We start from the raw sequence: 18,506 nt of genomic DNA on the forward strand, positions 1-18,506 counted from the left end.
AGACGTGATGGCCTACACGCTCACGCAGGCGCAAGCCTTTCTGGATGCCGACGGACAGATCGAACGGCAGCAACTTGCCCAGCTGCTCGGCATTCATGCCGTGGCAGCCCAGGGCGAGAAGCGAGGCATCGAACAACTGCAACGCGATCTGCTCAAGGACTGACCCATGCGTCTCTCGCTCACCACCACTGGTCTGCTGGACCCGCGCCAGTTGGCGGCGTGGAGTACCGAGCGGCGTCGCGCCATCCACACCGCTGTCGCCAAGGGCATGCAATCGGGCGGGCGTGAAGTACGTGATGCGGCGCGATCCGAGATGCGCAGCGCCTTCACCGTCAAACGCAACAGCTTCATCTCCTCGATGGGCGTGAAGGTGTTCGACAAGAAGCCCGAACTGCTGCCCGCCCTGCTGGTGGGCAGCAAGATTCCTTGGCTCGGTCTGCATGAAAAAGGCGGCACGGTGAGCGGCAATTTGCTGATACCGCTGCTGCCCGGGCGCATCGGCCCCAAGCGCTTCAAGGCTGTCATTGACGGCCTGATGCGCTCGGGCAATGCCTTCTTTATCGAGAAGAACGGTCGCGTGCTGCTGATGGCCGAGAACATCAAAGAGAACGCCGGGCAGCTCGGCCGCTTCAAGCGTGCCGAGCGTGCTCGCACCGGGGCCAAGCAGATCAAGCGCGGTCAGGAAATTCCCATCGCCGTGCTGGTCAAGCGCGTCGATCTCAAACGACGACTGAATCTGGCCGGTGGGGTGCAACGCGCACTACCTGCCTTGGCGCGGGCGATTCAACAAGAACTGGACAAAGTCTGATGGCAAGCAATCGTGCCCAAATCCTGATTAGTGCCGTCGACCAGACCAAGACCGCTTTCGACTCGATCAAGCGGGGCCTGGGTGGACTGACCGACACCGCCAAGAGCGTCAACGGCGTGCTGGCCAACCTTGGCGTGGGCGTTTCGCTGGCGGGCATCGGGGCCATGATCAAGTCCAGCATCGATTCGGCGGATGCGCTTGACGAGATGGCCCAGCGTACCGGCATTGCCGTCGAATCGCTGTCGCTACTGGTACCTGCCGCCGAGTTGTCGGCGGTGTCCACCGAGAAGTTCGAAGCCGGGCTCAAGAAGCTGGCCACCGGCATGCTGGAGGCCGCGACTGGCTCGGAAGCGTCGGCACAGAATTTCGATGCGCTGGGCGTGGCGGTCCAGAACCAGGATGGCACCCTACGCGACAGCGAACAGGTGTTGCTGGATCTGGCCGACCGCTTCCAGGCTATGCCTGATGGCGCGGAGAAAGCAGCGCTGGCGGTGGATATCTTCGGCAAGGCCGGTGCGGAAATGATCCCCTTCCTCAACCAAGGGCGGGAGGGCATTGGTGCGCTGAAGCAGGAGGCGGCTGAACTGGGGTTGCAGTTGTCCGCCGACACCGCCGCCCAGGCAGGCAACTTCAACGACGCGCTCGACAAGCTGAAGCTGGCCACCCAGAGCATCGGCAACCAGATCATCGCGTCCTTGCTGCCCGCCCTGAACGATATGGCCGGTGGCATGGTCGAGTCGGCCAAGCAAGGCGGCACACTGCGCGCGATCCTGGATGGCGTGGTGCTGGTGCTCAAGACCCTTGCACTGGGTGCCGCCACCGTTGGCAAGGCCTTCGTCGCCTTGGGCGAGGCCATTGGTGCCGGTGTGGCGGCGGCGGTCGAGGCGCTTAAGGGCAACACCGATGGGGCCAAGGCAATCATTGCCGACCTCAAAGGCAATCTGGTCAAACGGCTGGATGAACTGGCGTCCTTCCGTGACAGCCTTTTCGACCCCAAGTCCATCGAGGTCAAGGCACCTAAGATCCAGGCTGATCCGGAACTGCTGCAACGCCTGACCAAGCCCAAAGCCGTCAAGCCAGCGCAGGACACGACCGGCGCGCAGACCACGCTGATGAAAGCGCAGCTGGACGCCGAGTTCGCGCTGCTCAAGGACGGTTTGAACCTGCAACAAACTGCGCTGGATGCTGCGCTCGAAGACCGTCTGGTATCGGTGCGCGATTACTACACGCAGAAAACTGCCCTCGAGCAGCGCGAGGTCGATGCCGAGATTGCCCGCAAGCAGCAGGAGCTGGCCCGCAGTCAGCAAGTCGCCGCCACGGGCAAATCGGAAAACGACCGACTGAAAGCCAAGGCCGAGGTCGCCAAGGCGGAAGCCGACCTGATCACGCTCAACAACCGGCGCACGGACATCGAGCAGGCCAATGCGCGCAAGGCGGCACAAGCCGAGCGTGAGCTGGCCGATGCCTTGGCGCAGGCGCGTGAGGAACTGGCGCAGATCACCGGCACGGCCACTGATGCCGACCGGCAAGCTGCCATTGAGCGCAGTTACCGCGATCTACGGGCGCGACTGGCGGCAGAAAGCGATGCCGACGGCGTGTCGCTCGTTGATCGGCTGATCAATGTGAAGGCTGCACAGGCCAATCTGGCTGCGCTTGAAGCTCAGTGGCGGCAAGTCACTGAGCGTCTGCGTAATGCGCAGGAGGCCATTCAGACCCAGCAGCAGGCTGGGCTGCTAACCGAAGCACAGGCGCGTCAGCAGATCGTGGCCTTGCAACATCAATCAGCCACCGAGATGGAGCGCCTGTTGCCGACCATGCAGCAAGCTGCGCAGGCCATCGGGCCGGATGCGGTGATTCGCGTGCAGGCGTGGCGCAACGAGCTGGATCGCACCAAGCTCACCGTCGATGAAATGGCCCCGCTGTGGAATCGCATCGGCGAGAGCTTTGGTGGTGCGCTCAACGGGATGATCACCGGCGCGCAGACCTGGCGCAGTGCCTTGGCGAGCATCTTTCAGCAGGTGTCCAACGCCTTCCTGCAGCAGATCGTGATCCAGCCGTTTCAGCAGTGGATCGCCATGCAGGCGCGGATGCTGGCGCTCAAACTCGGCTTCATCCAGCAGGAGCAGACCGTCGATGCGGCGGCCAGCGCCGCCAAGGTCGCCCAAAAGACCACCGAAACCACCGCCGTGGTGTCGATGGATGCGGCCAAGGCGGGAGCTGGGGCGGCGGCGTCGCAGGCTTCCATTCCCTACGTTGGCCCGGCACTCGCGGTGGCCGCGATGGTAGCCATGGTCGCCGCTGTGATGGCGCTCTTGGGTGGAATCAAGAAGTTCGCGGGTGGCGGTCTGGTCTCCGGGCCGGGCAGCGCCACCTCGGATTCGATCCCGGCGCGTCTGTCCGCAGGCGAGTACGTGGTGCGTGCTGCCGCCGTGCGCCAGGTCGGTGTGGCCTTCCTCGACTCGCTCAACGGCTTGTCGGCCGGCCCACGTTTCAAGGGTGGCGAACTGGCCTTCGCAGCGGGCGGGCTGGTGCCGGAGGTGAAAGTGCCGCCCGCGCAGCCGCAGATGAATCAGGCCTTGCGCATCGTCAACGCGGTCGATCCGGGCGTGACCCACGACCACCTGCAGTCGCCTGCCGGAGAGCGGGTCATCGTCAACATCATCGGGCGCAATGCACGGGCCATCCGTGCGGCGCTGCAAGGCTGAATTTTCAGGGAAAGTCCAATGGCACTTCTGTTCATCGACGGTTTCGATCACTACGACCCACAGGCCGTGGACAGCTTTGGCGATCCGTGGCTCGCACGTGGCAAGGCGGCGTATCTCTCGCCGCAGGCCACCCGGATCAATGGCCGTCGTCCGTCCTCCTATGCTCTGCGTTTGCCGGAAGGTTCGGGTGGTGGCTACGTCAAGAACCTCGACGCCACTAAGACCAGCTTGATCGTCGGGGCGGCCATTCGCGTGGTGTCCTTTGAAAACACTTACACCGAGCCACTGCTGCTGGGCGTGCGTGACGCCAACTCGCAGGTCGCGCATCTCGTGAAAATCGGCGAGGACGGTCGGCTCAAGCTCTACCGCTGGCAATACGGCTATGACCAGTTGATCTCTGTCTCAGTCGCAAGCGCTCCGGCGCGCGGCTGGCACTACATCGAGTTGCAGGTTACGCAAGGCACCAGCAACGGCATTCTGTCAGTGCGCATCAACGGCATCCTGGCCATCCAGATGACTGCGCAGAACACCATCCAGGGCGGTGGCCAACTGCTCACGGCATTTGTGGGTGCCGTGCCCGGCCAGAGCTGTCCGCTCACCATCGACGTCGACGACTTCTATATCGCCGACACCAGCGGCACGATCAACAACACCTTTCTCGGTGATGTGCGCGTCGATGCCTTGCAGGCTCAGGCCGATGGCAGTTTGAACCAGTGGACTCCCAGTCCGGTCGGCACTGCTGCCTGGGAAGCCGTCAGCGACGAGGACGAAGCCACAGCGATCAGTGCGCCCAACGTGGGGCTGCGTCAGTCCTTCGATGTCGAGCCGCTGCCGGTGATGGCCACGCCCGCCATCTACGGCGTCCAGCTCACGATGCTGGCGCGCAAAACCGACGCCGGTCTGGGCAAGGTCAAAGGCCTCGTGGTCAGTGGTGCGCAAAGCGCCGTCAGCACCGACATCATTCTGCAGGAGCAACTGGCCTGGCAGAGCACGCTGTTCGAGCGCAACCCGAACGGCAACGTGCAGTGGACGGAGGCCGCCTTCAATGCCGCTGAGTTCGGCGTGGAGTCGGCATGACGGATCGCGTTGTCGTTCAAGACCTCGCGGAGGTTTCCAGCAAACCGACGCCGGGAAGCGAACTGCCCGTTTTCCAGAGTGAAGTGCTCTCGCGCGCCACCTTCGGGGCGAGCGCAGCCAGCTTCACGCCGGAAACAGCTGTCGCTCCGCTGCCGCCCAATCTGACGGCCAGCCTGCTGGCGGAATCCTTGGCGGGCCCCTGGCCACCCATCGATGCGCCGATCTTTCTGGTCGAAGTGTTGCGCCGGGACACGGCCTCAAGCGCCATCGTCGCCACCGGTATGGATGCCTTTGGCGACCAGCTGTGGCCCGACGCACAACGCGGTGTGTTTGCCTTCCGCCACGATTGGGCAGAACCCCTCGTGGAACGGCTGGAGTGGCAGACCAGCGTCGCGCGGTTGGCCAGTGGCAGCGAATCCCGCCAGGCACGCCGCCGCGTTCCTCGGCGCTGGCTCACCTACAAGGTGGGCAACGCCCGGCAGACCGATGCCCTGGTGGCCGACTGGCTGGCCGATCATCTCGGTCAAATGGCGCTGTGGCCGCTGCCGCAGTACGCGGTGCACCTGACCGAGTCCTGCGAACGTGGCGCACTGGCACTCAATGTGACCGAAGCTGACGGGCGACAGTTCGGGCCACTCTCGGCCAATGTGCATCTGACCTATGACGGTGTGCAGGGCTGGCAGGAAACTGAGAACAATGGCCGCTGGATTTTGATCATCGCCGCCGATGGCTGGCAGATCGCCCAACTTGAGCGTGTGGAAAGCGATCTGCTGTGGCTGACGGAGCCCTTGGCACGCGCCGCAGCCGTGGGCAGCACCATCATGCCCTTGGTGTGGGGCAAGGCCATCGATCCGGCGGATCTCACGCAGTGGGTACCCGGCATGGTCGGCGGCAACATTCCCACACAGATCCAGCCTGCGCCACTGCCCGACCAGGATGTTCTCGATGACCCATGGCTCGACGAGATCCCGGTCTGGCCAGATGGCAACTGGCGTGACGATCCAACGGCCGCCGCGCAAGCCACGATCACCCGCCAAGACTTCTCGCCTGCAGATCCGTGGGTGCGCCGGGACGATCCGTGGGCAACGACAACTCTGCAGCGGCGCTATCTGGCCAGCTCACTCGAAGAAATCGAGCTCTGGCGGGCGCGGCTATGGCGCACCCAGGGGCGTCTGGAAGCCTTCTGGCTGCCCGATGGCTTGCCCCCGATCCTGTGGGTGACCGTCGAAGCCGATCCCGAGGATGGCTTCCTGCGCGTGGATGGCAAAGACATCTCGGCGTTCTGGCATCGCCCTGCCGCTTGCTTGATCGTGCACCCAGACGGCTATCGGCAGTACGCCCTGACGGCGGCCTGCCATCTGGATCAAGGCGGTGTGCTGGTGCTGCGCTCGGGTCTCGACGACTGGGTGCCCGCAGGCAGCCGCGTCATTCGCCTCGTGCGCTGCCGCCTCGACCACGATGCCATCGATCTGTACTGGCACAGTCCGACGCTGCTGGAGATCACCCTGACAGCGCGTCAGTTGCCCGAACCACGCGGCAATGACCGTCAAACCTACGAGGGAGAGTAAGCACGATGAGCCAGAATCCCTTGCTGGAAGTCGAGCTATACGCCTTCGCCAGCAACAGCGCGCAGTTCTACCTGACGCCGCACGAATTCGATGTCGACCTCGATGGCAATCTGTACGCAAGCCTGTCCATCGAACGCAACGAACTGGCGCTGGGTGCCGAGGCCGCCAAATCGGCGCTGGATCTGAAACTGCCGCCGAACTGCGATCTGGTGCGCCACCTGCTGGCCACGTCGCTCACCGGGGATACCACCTCGATCACCCTGCGCATCGGACGGCGCGACACCTGGGGCGACTACTGGTGGATCTCCGGCACGCGCTGGATGGGCCGGGTGCTGGGCGTCGAAGTTGCTGACGATGTCGCTCGCGTTCGCTGCGAGTCGGCGCAAGTCAGTCTCAAGCGTATCGGGTTGCGGCGGCTCTACAGCCGCAAGTGTTCCCACGTGCTGTATTCGGCTGCCTGTGGTGCCTCACCCATTTCTTCCAGCGCCTTCGTGAGCAACAGCTATGGCCGCAACGTCGATCTCGATGGCGGCGTGCCCAGCAGCGTCAGTGGTGGCTTGGCCGGTGGTTGGCTGCAAACCCCGGAAGGTGCCCGCCACATGATCGTCAATGACTACGGTGGCGGCGTTGAGTTGCTCTATCCGGTCGCCATAGACGTCGGCACAGAGATACTGCTGACGGTCGGCTGCGATCACAGCACGGCCACGTGCGAGTCGCGCTTCGGCAACCTCGACAACTACGGCGGCTTTCCCGCCATCCCGAGCAAAAACCCGTTCTCGACGGGCGTGTTCTGAATCCCTGGAGAAATCGCCATGTGGTACCTCGTCGTCATCGTGGTGGCGGCGCTGGTTTCGGTCGCGCTCGCGCCGAAACCGCCCGAACCCAAACCGGCGTCCCTGTCTGACGTCGATGCCCCCACCGCAGAAGAAGGCCGACCGATTCCCGTCGTGTTCGGCACCGTGCTGCTGCGTGGCTCCAACGTCGTCTGGTATGGCGACCTCGAAGCCGACCCGATCAAGAAGAAAGGTGGCAAGAAATGACCACTCAGACCGTCATCACCATCGATCACGTGCGCGCCGTGGGCCTGTGCGTGAACGGCACGCGCACTTGGTTTGCGCGTCACGATCTGGATTTCCGCGCCTTCCTGCGCGATGGCTGTGATGCCGACACCTTGCTGGCCACCGGCGATGCAATGGCACAACGTGTGGTCGATCACGCCCGCAATCGATCCAGCCAGCGGGAGCAAGGCTGATGGGTGGCAGCAGCAAGAAGCAAACCGTTGGTTATCGCTACCGGATGGGTCTGCATCTGGCCCTGTGCCAAGGCCCGGTCGATGCCGTGCAGGAAATCCAGATGGGCGACCGTACCGCATGGGGGAATGCTGAACGTGTGCCGCTGTCCAGCGGGCACGGGCTGACCAGCCTCTCGATCAACAAGCCCACTCTGTTTGGCGGCGACGAGCGCGAAGGCGGCGTGGTCGGCACCATCGATGTGCTGGCAGGTGGTGCCGGGCAAGGACGCAACGACTACCTGATGAGTCGCCTCGGCAGTTCCATTCCGGCATTTCGGGGCGTGCTGTCCTTGGTGGCACGCAAGATCCTGTTCGCAGCCAACAACCCCTACATCAAACCGTGGGCAGTGCGCGTGAGGCGCTTCACGGCGGGTTGGTTCGATGCGCCGTGGATGGCGTGGAACGCCGAGGTCCGCACCTGGGATGAGATCGAAGGACGGGAGATCAGCGTCGGCATGAACCCGGCGCACATCTTGGTGCAGTGCCTCACCGATCCGCACTGGGGCATGGGCTATCCGCCGAGCACCATCGGCTGGAGTTTCTGGAACGCAGCCTGGGCCCTGTCGAGCGAGGGCTTCGGCCTCAATCTGATCTGGACACGGCAGCAGCCCATCGAGAGCTTCATCGGCCAGGTTATCGACCACATCGGCGGCATCCTCTACACCGACCCGGAGCAAGGCACGTTTGAGCTCAAGCTGCTACGCGACGATTATTGGATCGACAGCCTGCCGCAGTTGGGGCCTGACGAAATTGTGCGGCTGGAACGCTTCGAACGTGCACAGTGGGGCGAGCTGCCCAATGAACTGACCGTGGTCTACACCGACTGGCAGACCGGCGGTGATGCCACCGTCACGGTCGAGAACCTGGCCGCCATCCAGCTGCAAGGCGGCGTGATCAATCAGCGCCGCGACTACCCGGGTGTGAACTACGGGCCGCTGGCCGCGCGGCTGGCCTTGCGTGACCTGCGCGCCTTGGGTTCACCACTGGCCCGGATGAGTCTGACGGTGGCACGCGACACCCTGGAGCGTGCACCGCTGCCGGGTGACGTGTTCCTGCTGAACTGGCCTCGCCTGGGCATCGACCAGATGGTGGTGCGCGTCACCGGCATCGACACCGGCACCTTGGGCGCAGCCGAGTGGCGCATCGAAGCGATGGAAGATGTGTTCGGGATGAGCAACACCGTGCTGTCGCCACCGCCACCACAGGTCGAGGAGCCGACCATGGAGCCTTTGCCGCCCGTCTTGGTGCTGGCCGTCGAGGTGCCGTATTGGGAGCTGGCACGGAGCATGTCGCGCGCCGATCTGGCCTACCTGACCGACACGGACACCTACCTCGGTGCGCTGGGCGCTGCCGGTGGCCCCGGGCAGTTGAATTGGCAGCTGGCCACCGGAGCTTCCAGCGGCGACCTCACTGCCGTGGTGGGCGAAGACTACGCGCCGCTGCTCGCGCTCAGTGCAGCCTTGCCTGCCAGCGAGGTTGATGCCATCGATGTGCCGGTGACGGCGATCAGTCAGCCTGAAAGACTGGCCGAGGGCGACTACGCCTACCTGGTGGATGCCAGTGGGGCGATTGCAGAGGCCGTTGCCGTCCTGGCCTTCGATGCCGCCAACGCGACCATTGATCTCGCACGCGGCGTGCTCGACACCACACCCCAAGCACATGCCTCGGGGACTCGGCTGATCGGCGTGGGCGAATGGCTGGCATCCGAAGGTGTTGAGCGGGCCCCGGGCGAATCTGTGTTCGTGGGTGCGATTCCTCGCACGTCGACCGACCATGGCGAGCCTGTACTGGCCACCAATGGGCGGCCGATACTGCTGTCCGGTCGGCAAGCTTTGCCGTACCCACCCGGTCGCGTCCGCCTCAACGGCCTGATCGAGCCTGCCGTGGTGGCCGGTGATCTCACCGTCGCGTGGGCGCATCGCGACCGCACGCAGCAGACCGCCTATCTCGTGCAGCAAGACGAGGGCGATATCGGGCCGGAACCGAGCGTGACCTACACGGTGCGTATCCGCAATCGCAACGGCGTGCTGGTTCGCACTGAGACGGGGCTGCTCGGCACCGCCTACATCTGGACGGCAGCCATGGCCGCGCTGGATGCCGGTGCGCTGGGCGACCGCATCACGGTGGAGATCAGTGCCGAGCGTGATGGTTTGAGCAGCTGGCAGCCGCAGGTGCGGGTCATGGATCGCGCGGGCTACGGCCTGCGCTGGGGCCAGTATTGGGGAGGTGTGTGATGGAGCCGCGCATCGATGTTCACCTGCTCACCCTGAACGAGCCTGCCGAATGGCGGGAGGCCTGCATCGCCAGCCTCGAGGACGCACCGATCCAGTTGCACGTTTTGCCCGGCATTCCGGGCCGTATCGGTGAGGCACGCGCGGCAGGCTATGCACAAGGCACGCTGCCGCTGGTGTCCTTTGTCGATCCCGACGATTTGTATGAAGCCAGTGCCTTCACCCAACTGGCCGATGCGCTGGATGCCTGCCCGCAGGCCGTGATGGCCTACACCGACGAAGCACTGACCGACGAAAACGGCCAGGACATCGCCGTGCGGCGTCTGGCCTACAGCCGTTGGCAGCACGCCAACAGCGCCAGCCATGTGCACGGCCTGATCGTGATGCGTCGATCTGCTGTCGATGCCGTGCTCAAGGAAACCACCGACCTCAACAACTTCGCCGACTGGCTGCTGACCCTGCTCGTAGCCAAACGCGGCGGCGTGCTGTACCTGCCTATCGTCGGGCGTCACTGGCGGCAGCACCCGCAGCAAAGCCACCGCACCGGCGACCCAGAAGCCGTCCGGCGCATTCGCAAAGCATCGAACCTCTGGAGATAGACCATGTCATCGACCGACCCGAACCTTGGGCTCAACTACGGCTGGACGCTCGGCGAGAGCGGCTGGGACACCGGCATGGACGCCAACCTCAAGCGCCTCGGCGCGGTGGTTGGGCTGTCCGTGAAAGACCGCGACCTGACCACGCCACCGGCCAGCCCCGCCAACGGTGACCGTTACCTCATTCCTGCCGCTGCCACGGGCGTGTGGGCAGGCAAAACCAACCAAATCGCGGTGCGCATTGCCGATGCCTGGGAGTACCACTCGCCCAAGATCGGCTGGCTTTGCTACATCGAGGACGAGGCCAAGCTCTCGGCCTACAAGTCCACCGGCTGGAGCGCAGGCATCGCCATCTGATTTCCCATCTTCTTACCCACCAGAAACCCGCCCGCGAGGCGGGTTTCGCATTTCTGGAGACTGCTATGACCGAACCCGAACAACAGCCTGCGCTCGTCGAGAACATGCTCCTGCTGCGACGCGAGGACTTCGACGAACTGCTCGACCGCGCTGCGGAACGCGGAGCCGAGCGTTGCCTCGCCCATCTCGGGCTGGAGAACGGCAGTGCCGCGAAGGACATTCGCGAACTGCGCGATCTGCTGGAAGCGTGGCGCGATGCCCGCCGCACGGCGTGGCAGACCACCATCAAGGTCGTGACCACCGGCATCCTGGCCGCGCTGCTGGTGGGGGCCGCCATCAAGTTGAAGCTGATGGGAGGCGTGCAATGATCGAGACTTTGCTCGGTGGTCTCCTCGGAGGTGCCTTCCGTCTTGCACCTGAAATCCTCAAATGGCTCGACCGTAAAGGCGAACGTGGCCACGAACTGGCGATGCAGGACAAGGCGCTGGAGTTCGAGAAACTACGCGGCGCGCAGCGAATGTCGGAGATCGGCGCGGGAGCCGATGCGGCGTGGAATGTCGGAGCCATCGAAACCCTGCGCGAAGCCGTTCGCACGCAGGGCGAGAAAATCGGGATTCGCTGGGCCGACGCCTTGTCGATCAGCGTGCGCCCCGTCATCACCTACTGGTTCATGGCCCTGTACTGCGCAGCCAAGACTGCAGCATTCGCGGCTGCTGTGAATGCAGGCGCTGGCTGGGGCACTGCCATCCTGCACGCCTGGACAGAAGCCGACCAAGCTCTGTGGGCTGGGGTGCTCAACTTCTGGTTCCTCGGGCGCGTGTTTGACCGGGTACGGCCGTGATCGAAGTACCGAAAGCGGCCATCGAGCTGGCCAAGCGCTTCGAAGGGTTTGAGCGCAAGGTGAAGCGTGGAATCGAGATCACTGCCATTCCCTACATCTGCCCCGCAGGCTTCTGGACGATTGGTTACGGCCACCTCTGCGATCCGAAGCATCCGCCGATCACGGAGGCAGAAGCCGAGGCCTATCTGGCGCGAGATCTGCAGACGGCTCTGGCGGCGACGCTGCGCTACTGCCCTGTGCTGGCCACCGAGCCCGAGAGCAGGCTCGCTGCCATCGTGGACTTCACGTTCAACCTCGGGGCGGGGCGGCTGCAGACCTCGACGCTGCGACGGCGGATCAACCAACGAGACTGGGGTGCAGCCGCAACAGAGCTGCGTCGATGGGTCTATGGTGGCGGCAAAGTGCTGCCGGGACTCTTCGCGCGACGAGAGGCTGAAATTTCCTTACTGGACACCAAAGTGTAGGGCATCGAGTTTCTGCGGCGCGAATACTTCATGCATCCCATCGCTATTCTTTGCCGATCCCCAGAAGTCCTCAACTCCAGATCAGGCGCCAGGTTGCAACTCCACGCGCACTTCCCGTGGTTTACCGGCCCGCTCAACTGACAAGACCACAACATCTCCTACCTTTCGGTCGTCAAGCCGTGCGAGCAGTTTGGCGACATCGTCGACGGGAGCGCCGTCTATGCCTGTGATACGGTCTCCCGGCACGATGCCTTCGGGGCCAACGGTGATACCGCTCAGCCCCGCCTTTTGCGCCGCTGAGCCAGGGGCGACACGGAGCACAAACACGCCTTGGGTACTGGTCAGTGCCTGCAATCGGCGGTTGAGCTGCTCGTCTACCTCGATCCCAAGCGCCGGACGGATGTATTTGCCGGTCTTGATGAGTTGTGGCACCACACGCATGACCGTGTCCACCGGCACGGCGAAGCCGATCCCAGCCGATGCACCGGAAGGGCTGTAGATCGCTGTGTTGATGCCGATCAGGCGGCCGGCCGAATCGAGCAACGGCCCACCCGAGTTGCCGGGGTTGATGGCGGCATCGGTTTGAATCAGGTGTTCGATGGTCACTCCGCCAGATTCCCCGGGCAGCGATCGATCGAGCGCGGACACGATGCCGTTGGTGAGTGTCCAATCCAGGCCGAAGGGGTTGCCGATGGCGAACACCTTTTGTCCCACCTTGAGGTCTGCGCTGGTGCCGACCGGAACGGCGGGCGGGCGCTGGAAACCGACGCCGATTTTGAGCACCGCGATATCGTGGGCCGGACTCACGCCGACCAGCGCGGCTTGGTAATCGCGGCCGTCGGCCAGTTTGACAGTGGCCTCCGACGCCCCCTGAATCACATGAAAGTTGGTAACGACATGACCGGCGTCATCCCAGATGAAACCCGAACCCGTCCCGCGCGGCACGGAAAAGACGTTGCGCGTCCAGACATCTCGTACCAGTTGGGACGTCGTGATGTAGACCACCGATGCCCGGGATTTCTCGAACAGTTCGATGGTGGCCTGTTCGTCAGCGGCCAGATCGCCACGCGGCGTGACGGTGCGCTCAGCGGCTTGGCGCGGGCTGAACCAGGCCTCGATGGCGGGCAGGAACTGCCAGAACAGCATGAGTGCGGCAACGCACGCAGTGATGAAGAGCCACCGCCGGACGAAATGATCCGGAGCTGGGCGTTGTGGGTAAGGATCGTGGTAAGCCATGGCGGGGGTTCCTTTCGAGTGATTTAGCGCCAAAGGCCGCTCAGGCCCCGGCGTGGCGGGCGCATCGGGGCGAACGACCTTGGCGCGAGATATTCCGTTTGGAACGGCAGGGCCTGCGATGGCTGAGGCGCCAACGCCATCAGGCGCGCGATACGATCCTCTGTCGCCGGATGCGTGCGCAACCAGGACGGTTCGGGATTCCCCCAGCCGGGCAACAACCAGGCTCGCCACGAGCGGCTCACCCGCTCGATCTTCGCCAGCGCCGAGGCGAGCCCGTGCGGATCTCCCGTCAGCTCTACTGCCATCCGGTCGGCATCGAACTCTCGCACACGTGACAGACCCAACTGTGCGAGCAGTGCCAGTTGCGGCGAAGCGGCCAACAACAGTAAGCCAATCCAGTTAATTTCTGCTGCACCGACCAGCAAGGCTGGCATGCTGATCAGGAGCGCGACCTGACCCAACAACGCCAGCAGGTTCGTGAGCCGGCTGATCGAATCGGCCAAGCCCATGACACGAAGATCTTCTTGAGCGATGTGCGCGACTTCATGCGCCAGCACGGCTTGCAGTTCGCGCATACTCAGGCTGCGGAGCAGGCCATCGGTGAGGGCAATGGAGGCAAGGCGCCTGGAGCCGGTGGCAAAGGCATTGACGATGTCGCTGGGCACATAGTACGGAACCGGCGTGTTCGGCAATCCTGCGCGAGCTGCGAGCGCTCGCAGCAACGACCAGATTGCGGGGGCTTCATCAGGGCGCAAGGGACGGGCGCCATACAGACGCAAGGTCATCGCGGAGGCGGCGACAGGTTCGATCAGCAGGGTCAATGCGCATGTTGCCAGTGCCAGCCAAAGGCCAATCTCGCCGAACAGCAGACTGCCAGCGGCAGCTGCGATCCCCACCAGGGTCAAAACCAGCAGCGCGGTTTGAAAGCGATTGAGCCAGCGGTGCCTCGACCTGGCATCGTGTCGGCCGACTAGACCATAGGGGGTCATGCCTCCATTACTCGCTCTTGCGGTCATCGCGTTCACGCATGAGCCAATAGGTCAGACCCAAGGCCAGTACCGTCCCCGCCAGCGCGGCCACTTTGGCAGGATCAACGTCGGGTTCTAGGATGATGAACTTGCGGGCCAGTGCCAGGATCGCGATCAGAATGACGGTCTTGACCTGGATGATGCTTTCCTTGCGCAGAGCCACTTTGACGATCGAATGCTTGAATTCCATGGCGATCAGCAGCGTCATGGTGGCACCGAACACCAGCTGGAAAACCTTATGATCCAGTGGATTCAGCGCATCCATGACGAGCAGTGTGAACACCAGCCGAATCAACTGAATCAGCGAAATCACAATTACCAACGCGATGACGCCCGAAAGCGTGATGGCAACGACCTGCTCGAAGCGCTCGTAAACCGTCATCAACCGCCACTGGGAGCGCATCTTGTCAAGGGCCGTGTGGCCAGATTCTTTATGCATAAGCGTTGCGCTCTCTCTTTCAATGAAACGTTAATGGAACGGGGAGTCCGAGAAGACGACTCGATTGCACCAGAATCATCGGGGCAATTGCGAAGCCACCCAGCGCATAATGTCCTGCGCGCCCGTGGCGCCCGCCTGACGTGCAACCTCATGTCCCCCTCGGAACAAAATCAGGGTTGGAATGCTGCGAATACCGAACTGGGCGGCCAGGTGAGGCTCGGCCTCGGTATTTACCTTGGCCAACCTCACCTTGGGTTCAAGCAGGGAGGCTGCCTGCTCGAACTGCGGCGCCATCATCTTGCACGGTCCGCACCACGGCGCCCAAAAGTCAACCAGCAGCGGCAGGTCACTGCGCTCCAGATGACGGGCGAAGGTCGCTGTGGTCAGATCAATGGGTTCTCCGGTGAACAGCGGGTGCTGGCACCGCCCGCAATTGGGCTTCTCTGCCAACTTGTTGGCTGGCACGCGATTGATGGATTGGCAGTGTGGGCAGACGATATGAATGCTGTCACTCATGAGGTGGCTCCTTGGGACACAGAGGAAGTAATGGCTCCGGCAGTTGGGCCGCTGTGACATGGGGATTCGAGCTGTAGCCCTTGCGTCAGTTGCCGGATGCTGTATTCATCCAGCGTTTCCCGTGCGAGCAGTTCGCGCGCGCACCGCTCCAGCACTTCTCGGTTAATTTCGAGAATTCGGTATGCACGATCAAACACACCCATCACGATGTCACGGATGGCTTGGTCGATGCGTGTCTGAGTCGATTCGGCTACCCGGCAGCCACCCTGTACCAGTTCAGGCGCATCAAGAAAGCGGGGCCGCTGCGCCTCGAAGGCGATGTAGCCCAGTCCTTCGTCCATGCCAAAGCGGGTGATCATGTCGCGGGCAATGTCGGTGGCCCGTGTGAGGTCATCGGCAGCCCCGGTGGACAGCTCGCCGAACACGAGCTTCTCGGCCGCACGACCGCCCAGCAGCACGGCGATCTTGTGTTCCAGATCGGCGCGCGTCATCAGGAAGCGGTCTTCGGTGGGGCGTTGCAGCGTGTAGCCCAGCGCGCCGATGCCGCGCGGGATGATCGAGATCTTGTGCACGGGGTCGGTGCCGGGCAGCGCCAGCGCCACCAGCGCATGGCCCATCTCGTGATAGGCCACGGTTTCCCGCTCCTTGGGATTGAGCACTCGGTTCTTCTTCTCCAGGCCCGCCACGATGCGCTCGATGGCGGCGGTGAAATCCTGCAACTCCACGGCGGACGCTTTGCGCCGGGTCGCGGCCAGCGCGGCCTCGTTGACCAGGTTCGCGAGGTCTGCACCCGAAAAGCCCGTGGTCAGCGCCGCCACCTGTTCGAGATCGATATCCTGAGCCAGCGTCACCTTCTTGACGTGGACTTTCAGGATGTCCAGCCGTCCCTTCTTGTCGGGCCGGTCCACCAGCACCTGACGGTCGAAGCGACCGGCGCGCAGCAGCGCCTGGTCGAGAATTTCGGGGCGGTTGGTGGCGGCGAGGATGATCAGCCCGACCGAGCTGTCGAAGCCGTCCATCTCCGTGAGCAGCTGGTTGAGGGTCTGCTCGCGCTCGTCGTGGCCGCCGATGGGGCCGCCGACGCCGCGCGCGCGGCCCAGCGCATCGAGCTCGTCGATGAAGATGATGGCCGGCGCCTGCCCGCGGGCCTGCTCGAACAGGTCGCGCACACGGGCCGCACCCACGCCGACGAACATCTCGACAAACTCTGATCCGGAGATGGAGAAGAAGGGCACCGCCGCCTCGCCGGCAACAGCCTTGGCCAGCAATGTCTTGCCGGTGCCCGGTGGGCCGACCAGCAACACGCCCTTGGGAATGCGCGCCCCGAGCCGTCCATACTCCTGCGGATTCTTGAGGAAATCGACGATCTCAACCAACTCCGCCTTGGCTTCATCGACGCCAGCGACATCGGCAAAGGTCACGCCAGTGTTCTTCTCCATGAATACCTTGGCACGGCTCTTGCCGATGCTCAGGAAGCCACCCATGCCCTGCTTCTCGGCGAAGCGGCGGAACAGGAAGAACCAGACGCCGAAGAAGGCCACCGCCGGCAGAATCCAGGAGAGCACATCACGCAGCCAGGTGCTTTCCACCACCCGCGCATAGGGCACGTCGTACTTGGACAGCCGCTCGGCCAGGTCGGGTTCGACACGGGTGGCCACGATGGTGGTCTTGCCCCGGCTGTCCGGCGATTTCAGGCGCCCGGTGACCGTGCGGTCCGACACCAGCACTTCGGCGACGCGCCCCTCGGCCAGCGCCTTCTCGAATTCGCTGTAGGGCACGGGCTCGACGGTCTTGGCCGCCTGCCAGTAGTTCTGCAGCGTCAGCAGCAACAGGCCGGCGACGATCCAGTAGCCAATGTTCCATTGATCTTTCTTTTCCATGGGCAATGTTCCTCGCAAGTCGTGTCGCTAGAGAATGGGGGTGAACAGACGGGCCACCCCGTCGCGCAAGCGGATGGCCAGCGGGCGGGCGCGCAACGCCTTCGCCGATATCTCGCCCGACGCATCACGAGCGGCATCAAAAAGGGATGACAGCCGCGTAGACAACGCGGTGTCGTACACCTCCACATTGAACTCGAAGTTGAGGCGCAAACTGCGCGCATCCCAATTGGCCGAACCCAGGCAGCACCACGCTCCGTCTACCAGCATCAGCTTGCTGTGGTCGAACGGGCCAGGCCGTTCGAAGATGCGCACACCGTGCTCCAGCACCTGCCAGTAGTGGGCGCGCGCGGCCCATTGCACCGTGGGATGGTCGCCGTTTGCGGGCGTCAGCACGTCGATACGCACGCCGCGCAACGTGGCCGTGCTTAGCGCCGCGATCATCGGCTGATCGGGGACGAAGTAAGGTGTCCAGATGCGCACCGAATGCTTCGCGGCGCTCAAAGCGCCCATGAAGGTCCAGCGCATCCGGTCCAGGGCCTCATCGGGACCGGCCTCGATGCCGCGCGCCCAAGAGGTTCCTTGCTCATCAGCCGTTACGGGCGGTTCGCCCCAGTAACCCTTGCTGAGCCGCTCGCCCGTGGTATCGCACCAATCATCGGTGAAGCACCGCATCAGATGCGCAATCACCGGCCCGCGCAGACGAAAGTGCAAATCGTGACAGGCCTGGCCCGGCGCATCGGGCCGCCAATACGGACCGAAGATGTTCATGCCGCCGGTGAAACCTGTCTCGCCATCGATCACCAGCAGCTTGCGGTGATTGCGCAGATGCGCGCCATGCAGGCGCGCGGTAATCAACGTCGGGTTGAACGTCGCCGCCGGAACGCCGGCGCGTTGCAAGGCGCGGTAGGCGCTGCTGGGCGTCCAGCGGGCATAGACATCGTCGATCAGCACCCGCACTTGCACGCCGCGCGCATGAGCCCGGCTCAGCGCATCGACGAACTGCGCCCCGATGCCTTGGCCGTCGAAGATGTACGAAGCCAGCGCGACGCTGTGCCGCGCCGATTCGATGGCAGCGAGCATGGCCGGGTAGGCCTGCTCGCCATCGATGAGCGGCTCGATGCGGTTGCCGCTGGTCAGCGACTGGCCGGTGGCGCGTCCCACCAGGTGCGCCAGGCCGGCAAGCGGCGGCGATACGGGCTCGGGCACCGTGGGCGAGAGGTCCTGCCGAACAGCAGGATCTGCCCCCGGGAAGAGCCGCCGCGCCCGCCGCTGGTAACGGTTGATGCCGAACAGCCCATACAGCAGCGAACCGCCCAGCGGCAACAAGGCGATCAGCAGTACCCACAGCGTGGCCGATCGAGGGTCACGCTTGTAGATGACCGCGTGCCCCGCTGTGGGGATAGCGACCGCTAGCGACACGAGGGTGGCTGCCCATGTCAGCCCGTTGTGGTCGGACACGACAGCTCCCA

At 63.9% G+C, this 18,506-nt stretch carries 20 protein-coding genes; 14 read left to right on the forward strand and 6 right to left on the reverse strand.

The window, feature by feature from the left end; genetic code table 11:
* Positions 1–7 precede the first annotated feature (7 nt).
* The 14 genes from Q0799_RS03530 to Q0799_RS03595 all read left to right on the forward strand — a co-directional run bounded on the left by Q0799_RS03530 (position 8) and on the right by Q0799_RS03595 (position 11,938).
* Complete coding sequence (locus tag Q0799_RS03530; RefSeq protein ID WP_009521710.1) at positions 8–163, forward strand: hypothetical protein; 156 nt, start codon at positions 8–10, stop codon at positions 161–163.
* A 3-nt stretch (positions 164–166) separates the two neighbouring features.
* Positions 167–808, forward strand: a complete 642-nt coding sequence (locus Q0799_RS03535) for a DUF6441 family protein (protein WP_231281504.1) — start codon at positions 167–169, stop codon at positions 806–808.
* Positions 808–3,513 (forward strand): hypothetical protein, encoded by a 2,706-nt coding sequence (locus Q0799_RS03540; RefSeq protein ID WP_298394287.1) that lies wholly within the window; start codon positions 808–810, stop codon positions 3,511–3,513. The genes Q0799_RS03535 and Q0799_RS03540 overlap by 1 nt, the downstream gene beginning before the upstream one ends.
* A gap of 18 nt (positions 3,514–3,531) precedes the next feature.
* Entirely contained in the window at positions 3,532–4,590 is a 1,059-nt protein-coding gene (locus Q0799_RS03545) for a hypothetical protein (protein ID WP_298394289.1), read from the forward strand.
* Positions 4,587–6,158, forward strand: coding sequence for a hypothetical protein (locus Q0799_RS03550; protein ID WP_298394292.1), 1,572 nt, complete (start codon positions 4,587–4,589; stop codon positions 6,156–6,158). The genes Q0799_RS03545 and Q0799_RS03550 overlap by 4 nt, the downstream gene beginning before the upstream one ends.
* Positions 6,159–6,163: 5 nt before the next feature.
* Positions 6,164–6,952, forward strand: a complete 789-nt coding sequence (locus tag Q0799_RS03555) for a DUF2163 domain-containing protein (RefSeq protein WP_298394295.1) — start codon at positions 6,164–6,166, stop codon at positions 6,950–6,952.
* Positions 6,953–6,970: 18 nt separating this feature from the next.
* The gene (locus tag Q0799_RS03560) at positions 6,971–7,198 is read left to right on the forward strand and encodes a hypothetical protein (protein ID WP_009521704.1); all 228 of its coding nucleotides are present in this window, start codon (positions 6,971–6,973) and stop codon (positions 7,196–7,198) included.
* Positions 7,195–7,410, forward strand: coding sequence for a hypothetical protein (locus tag Q0799_RS03565; RefSeq protein ID WP_187300666.1), 216 nt, complete (start codon positions 7,195–7,197; stop codon positions 7,408–7,410). Before Q0799_RS03560 ends, Q0799_RS03565 begins: the two co-directional genes overlap by 4 nt.
* Positions 7,410–9,683: a phage tail protein gene (locus Q0799_RS03570; RefSeq protein WP_298394302.1), complete on the forward strand. Its 2,274-nt coding sequence runs from the start codon at positions 7,410–7,412 to the stop codon at positions 9,681–9,683. The genes Q0799_RS03565 and Q0799_RS03570 overlap by 1 nt, the downstream gene beginning before the upstream one ends.
* Positions 9,683–10,279 (forward strand): glycosyltransferase family 2 protein, encoded by a 597-nt coding sequence (locus tag Q0799_RS03575; protein ID WP_298394305.1) that lies wholly within the window; start codon positions 9,683–9,685, stop codon positions 10,277–10,279. The genes Q0799_RS03570 and Q0799_RS03575 overlap by 1 nt, the downstream gene beginning before the upstream one ends.
* Positions 10,280–10,282: 3 nt before the next feature.
* Positions 10,283–10,633, forward strand: a complete 351-nt coding sequence (locus tag Q0799_RS03580) for a DUF2793 domain-containing protein (protein ID WP_150981266.1) — start codon at positions 10,283–10,285, stop codon at positions 10,631–10,633.
* Between the two features lie 65 nt (positions 10,634–10,698).
* On the forward strand, positions 10,699–11,001 hold the full coding sequence (locus tag Q0799_RS03585) for a DUF6127 family protein (RefSeq protein WP_126461619.1): 303 nt from the start codon (positions 10,699–10,701) through the stop codon (positions 10,999–11,001).
* Positions 10,998–11,474 (forward strand): hypothetical protein, encoded by a 477-nt coding sequence (locus Q0799_RS03590; protein ID WP_115075717.1) that lies wholly within the window; start codon positions 10,998–11,000, stop codon positions 11,472–11,474. The genes Q0799_RS03585 and Q0799_RS03590 overlap by 4 nt, the downstream gene beginning before the upstream one ends.
* Positions 11,471–11,938 (forward strand): lysozyme, encoded by a 468-nt coding sequence (locus Q0799_RS03595; protein ID WP_298394322.1) that lies wholly within the window; start codon positions 11,471–11,473, stop codon positions 11,936–11,938. The genes Q0799_RS03590 and Q0799_RS03595 overlap by 4 nt, the downstream gene beginning before the upstream one ends.
* Positions 11,939–12,019: 81 nt before the next feature.
* On the opposite strand, the gene Q0799_RS03600 is transcribed toward Q0799_RS03595, so the two are convergent.
* The 6 genes from Q0799_RS03600 to Q0799_RS03625 form a co-directional block, all read right to left on the reverse strand.
* Positions 12,020–13,174 (reverse strand): trypsin-like peptidase domain-containing protein, encoded by a 1,155-nt coding sequence (locus tag Q0799_RS03600; protein WP_062739406.1) that lies wholly within the window; start codon positions 13,172–13,174, stop codon positions 12,020–12,022.
* A 23-nt stretch (positions 13,175–13,197) separates the two neighbouring features.
* Entirely contained in the window at positions 13,198–14,163 is a 966-nt protein-coding gene (locus Q0799_RS03605) for a zinc metalloprotease HtpX (RefSeq protein ID WP_043104906.1), read from the reverse strand.
* Between the two features lie 7 nt (positions 14,164–14,170).
* A complete protein-coding gene (locus Q0799_RS03610) occupies positions 14,171–14,641 on the reverse strand; it encodes a phosphate-starvation-inducible PsiE family protein (protein ID WP_034050555.1) in 471 nt (156 codons plus the stop codon).
* A 75-nt stretch (positions 14,642–14,716) separates the two neighbouring features.
* Entirely contained in the window at positions 14,717–15,157 is a 441-nt protein-coding gene (trxC, locus tag Q0799_RS03615) for a thioredoxin TrxC (RefSeq protein ID WP_028914928.1), read from the reverse strand.
* Positions 15,154–17,037, reverse strand: coding sequence for an ATP-dependent zinc metalloprotease FtsH (gene ftsH, locus Q0799_RS03620; protein WP_298394353.1), 1,884 nt, complete (start codon positions 17,035–17,037; stop codon positions 15,154–15,156). The genes trxC and ftsH overlap by 4 nt, the downstream gene beginning before the upstream one ends.
* A 27-nt stretch (positions 17,038–17,064) precedes the next feature.
* Complete coding sequence (locus Q0799_RS03625; RefSeq protein ID WP_298394355.1) at positions 17,065–18,495, reverse strand: phospholipase D-like domain-containing protein; 1,431 nt, start codon at positions 18,493–18,495, stop codon at positions 17,065–17,067.
* Between the last annotated feature and the right edge of the window lie 11 nt (positions 18,496–18,506).

Source organism: uncultured Azonexus sp., from assembly GCF_937982035.1.
Classification (GTDB): domain Bacteria; phylum Pseudomonadota; class Gammaproteobacteria; order Burkholderiales; family Rhodocyclaceae; genus Azonexus.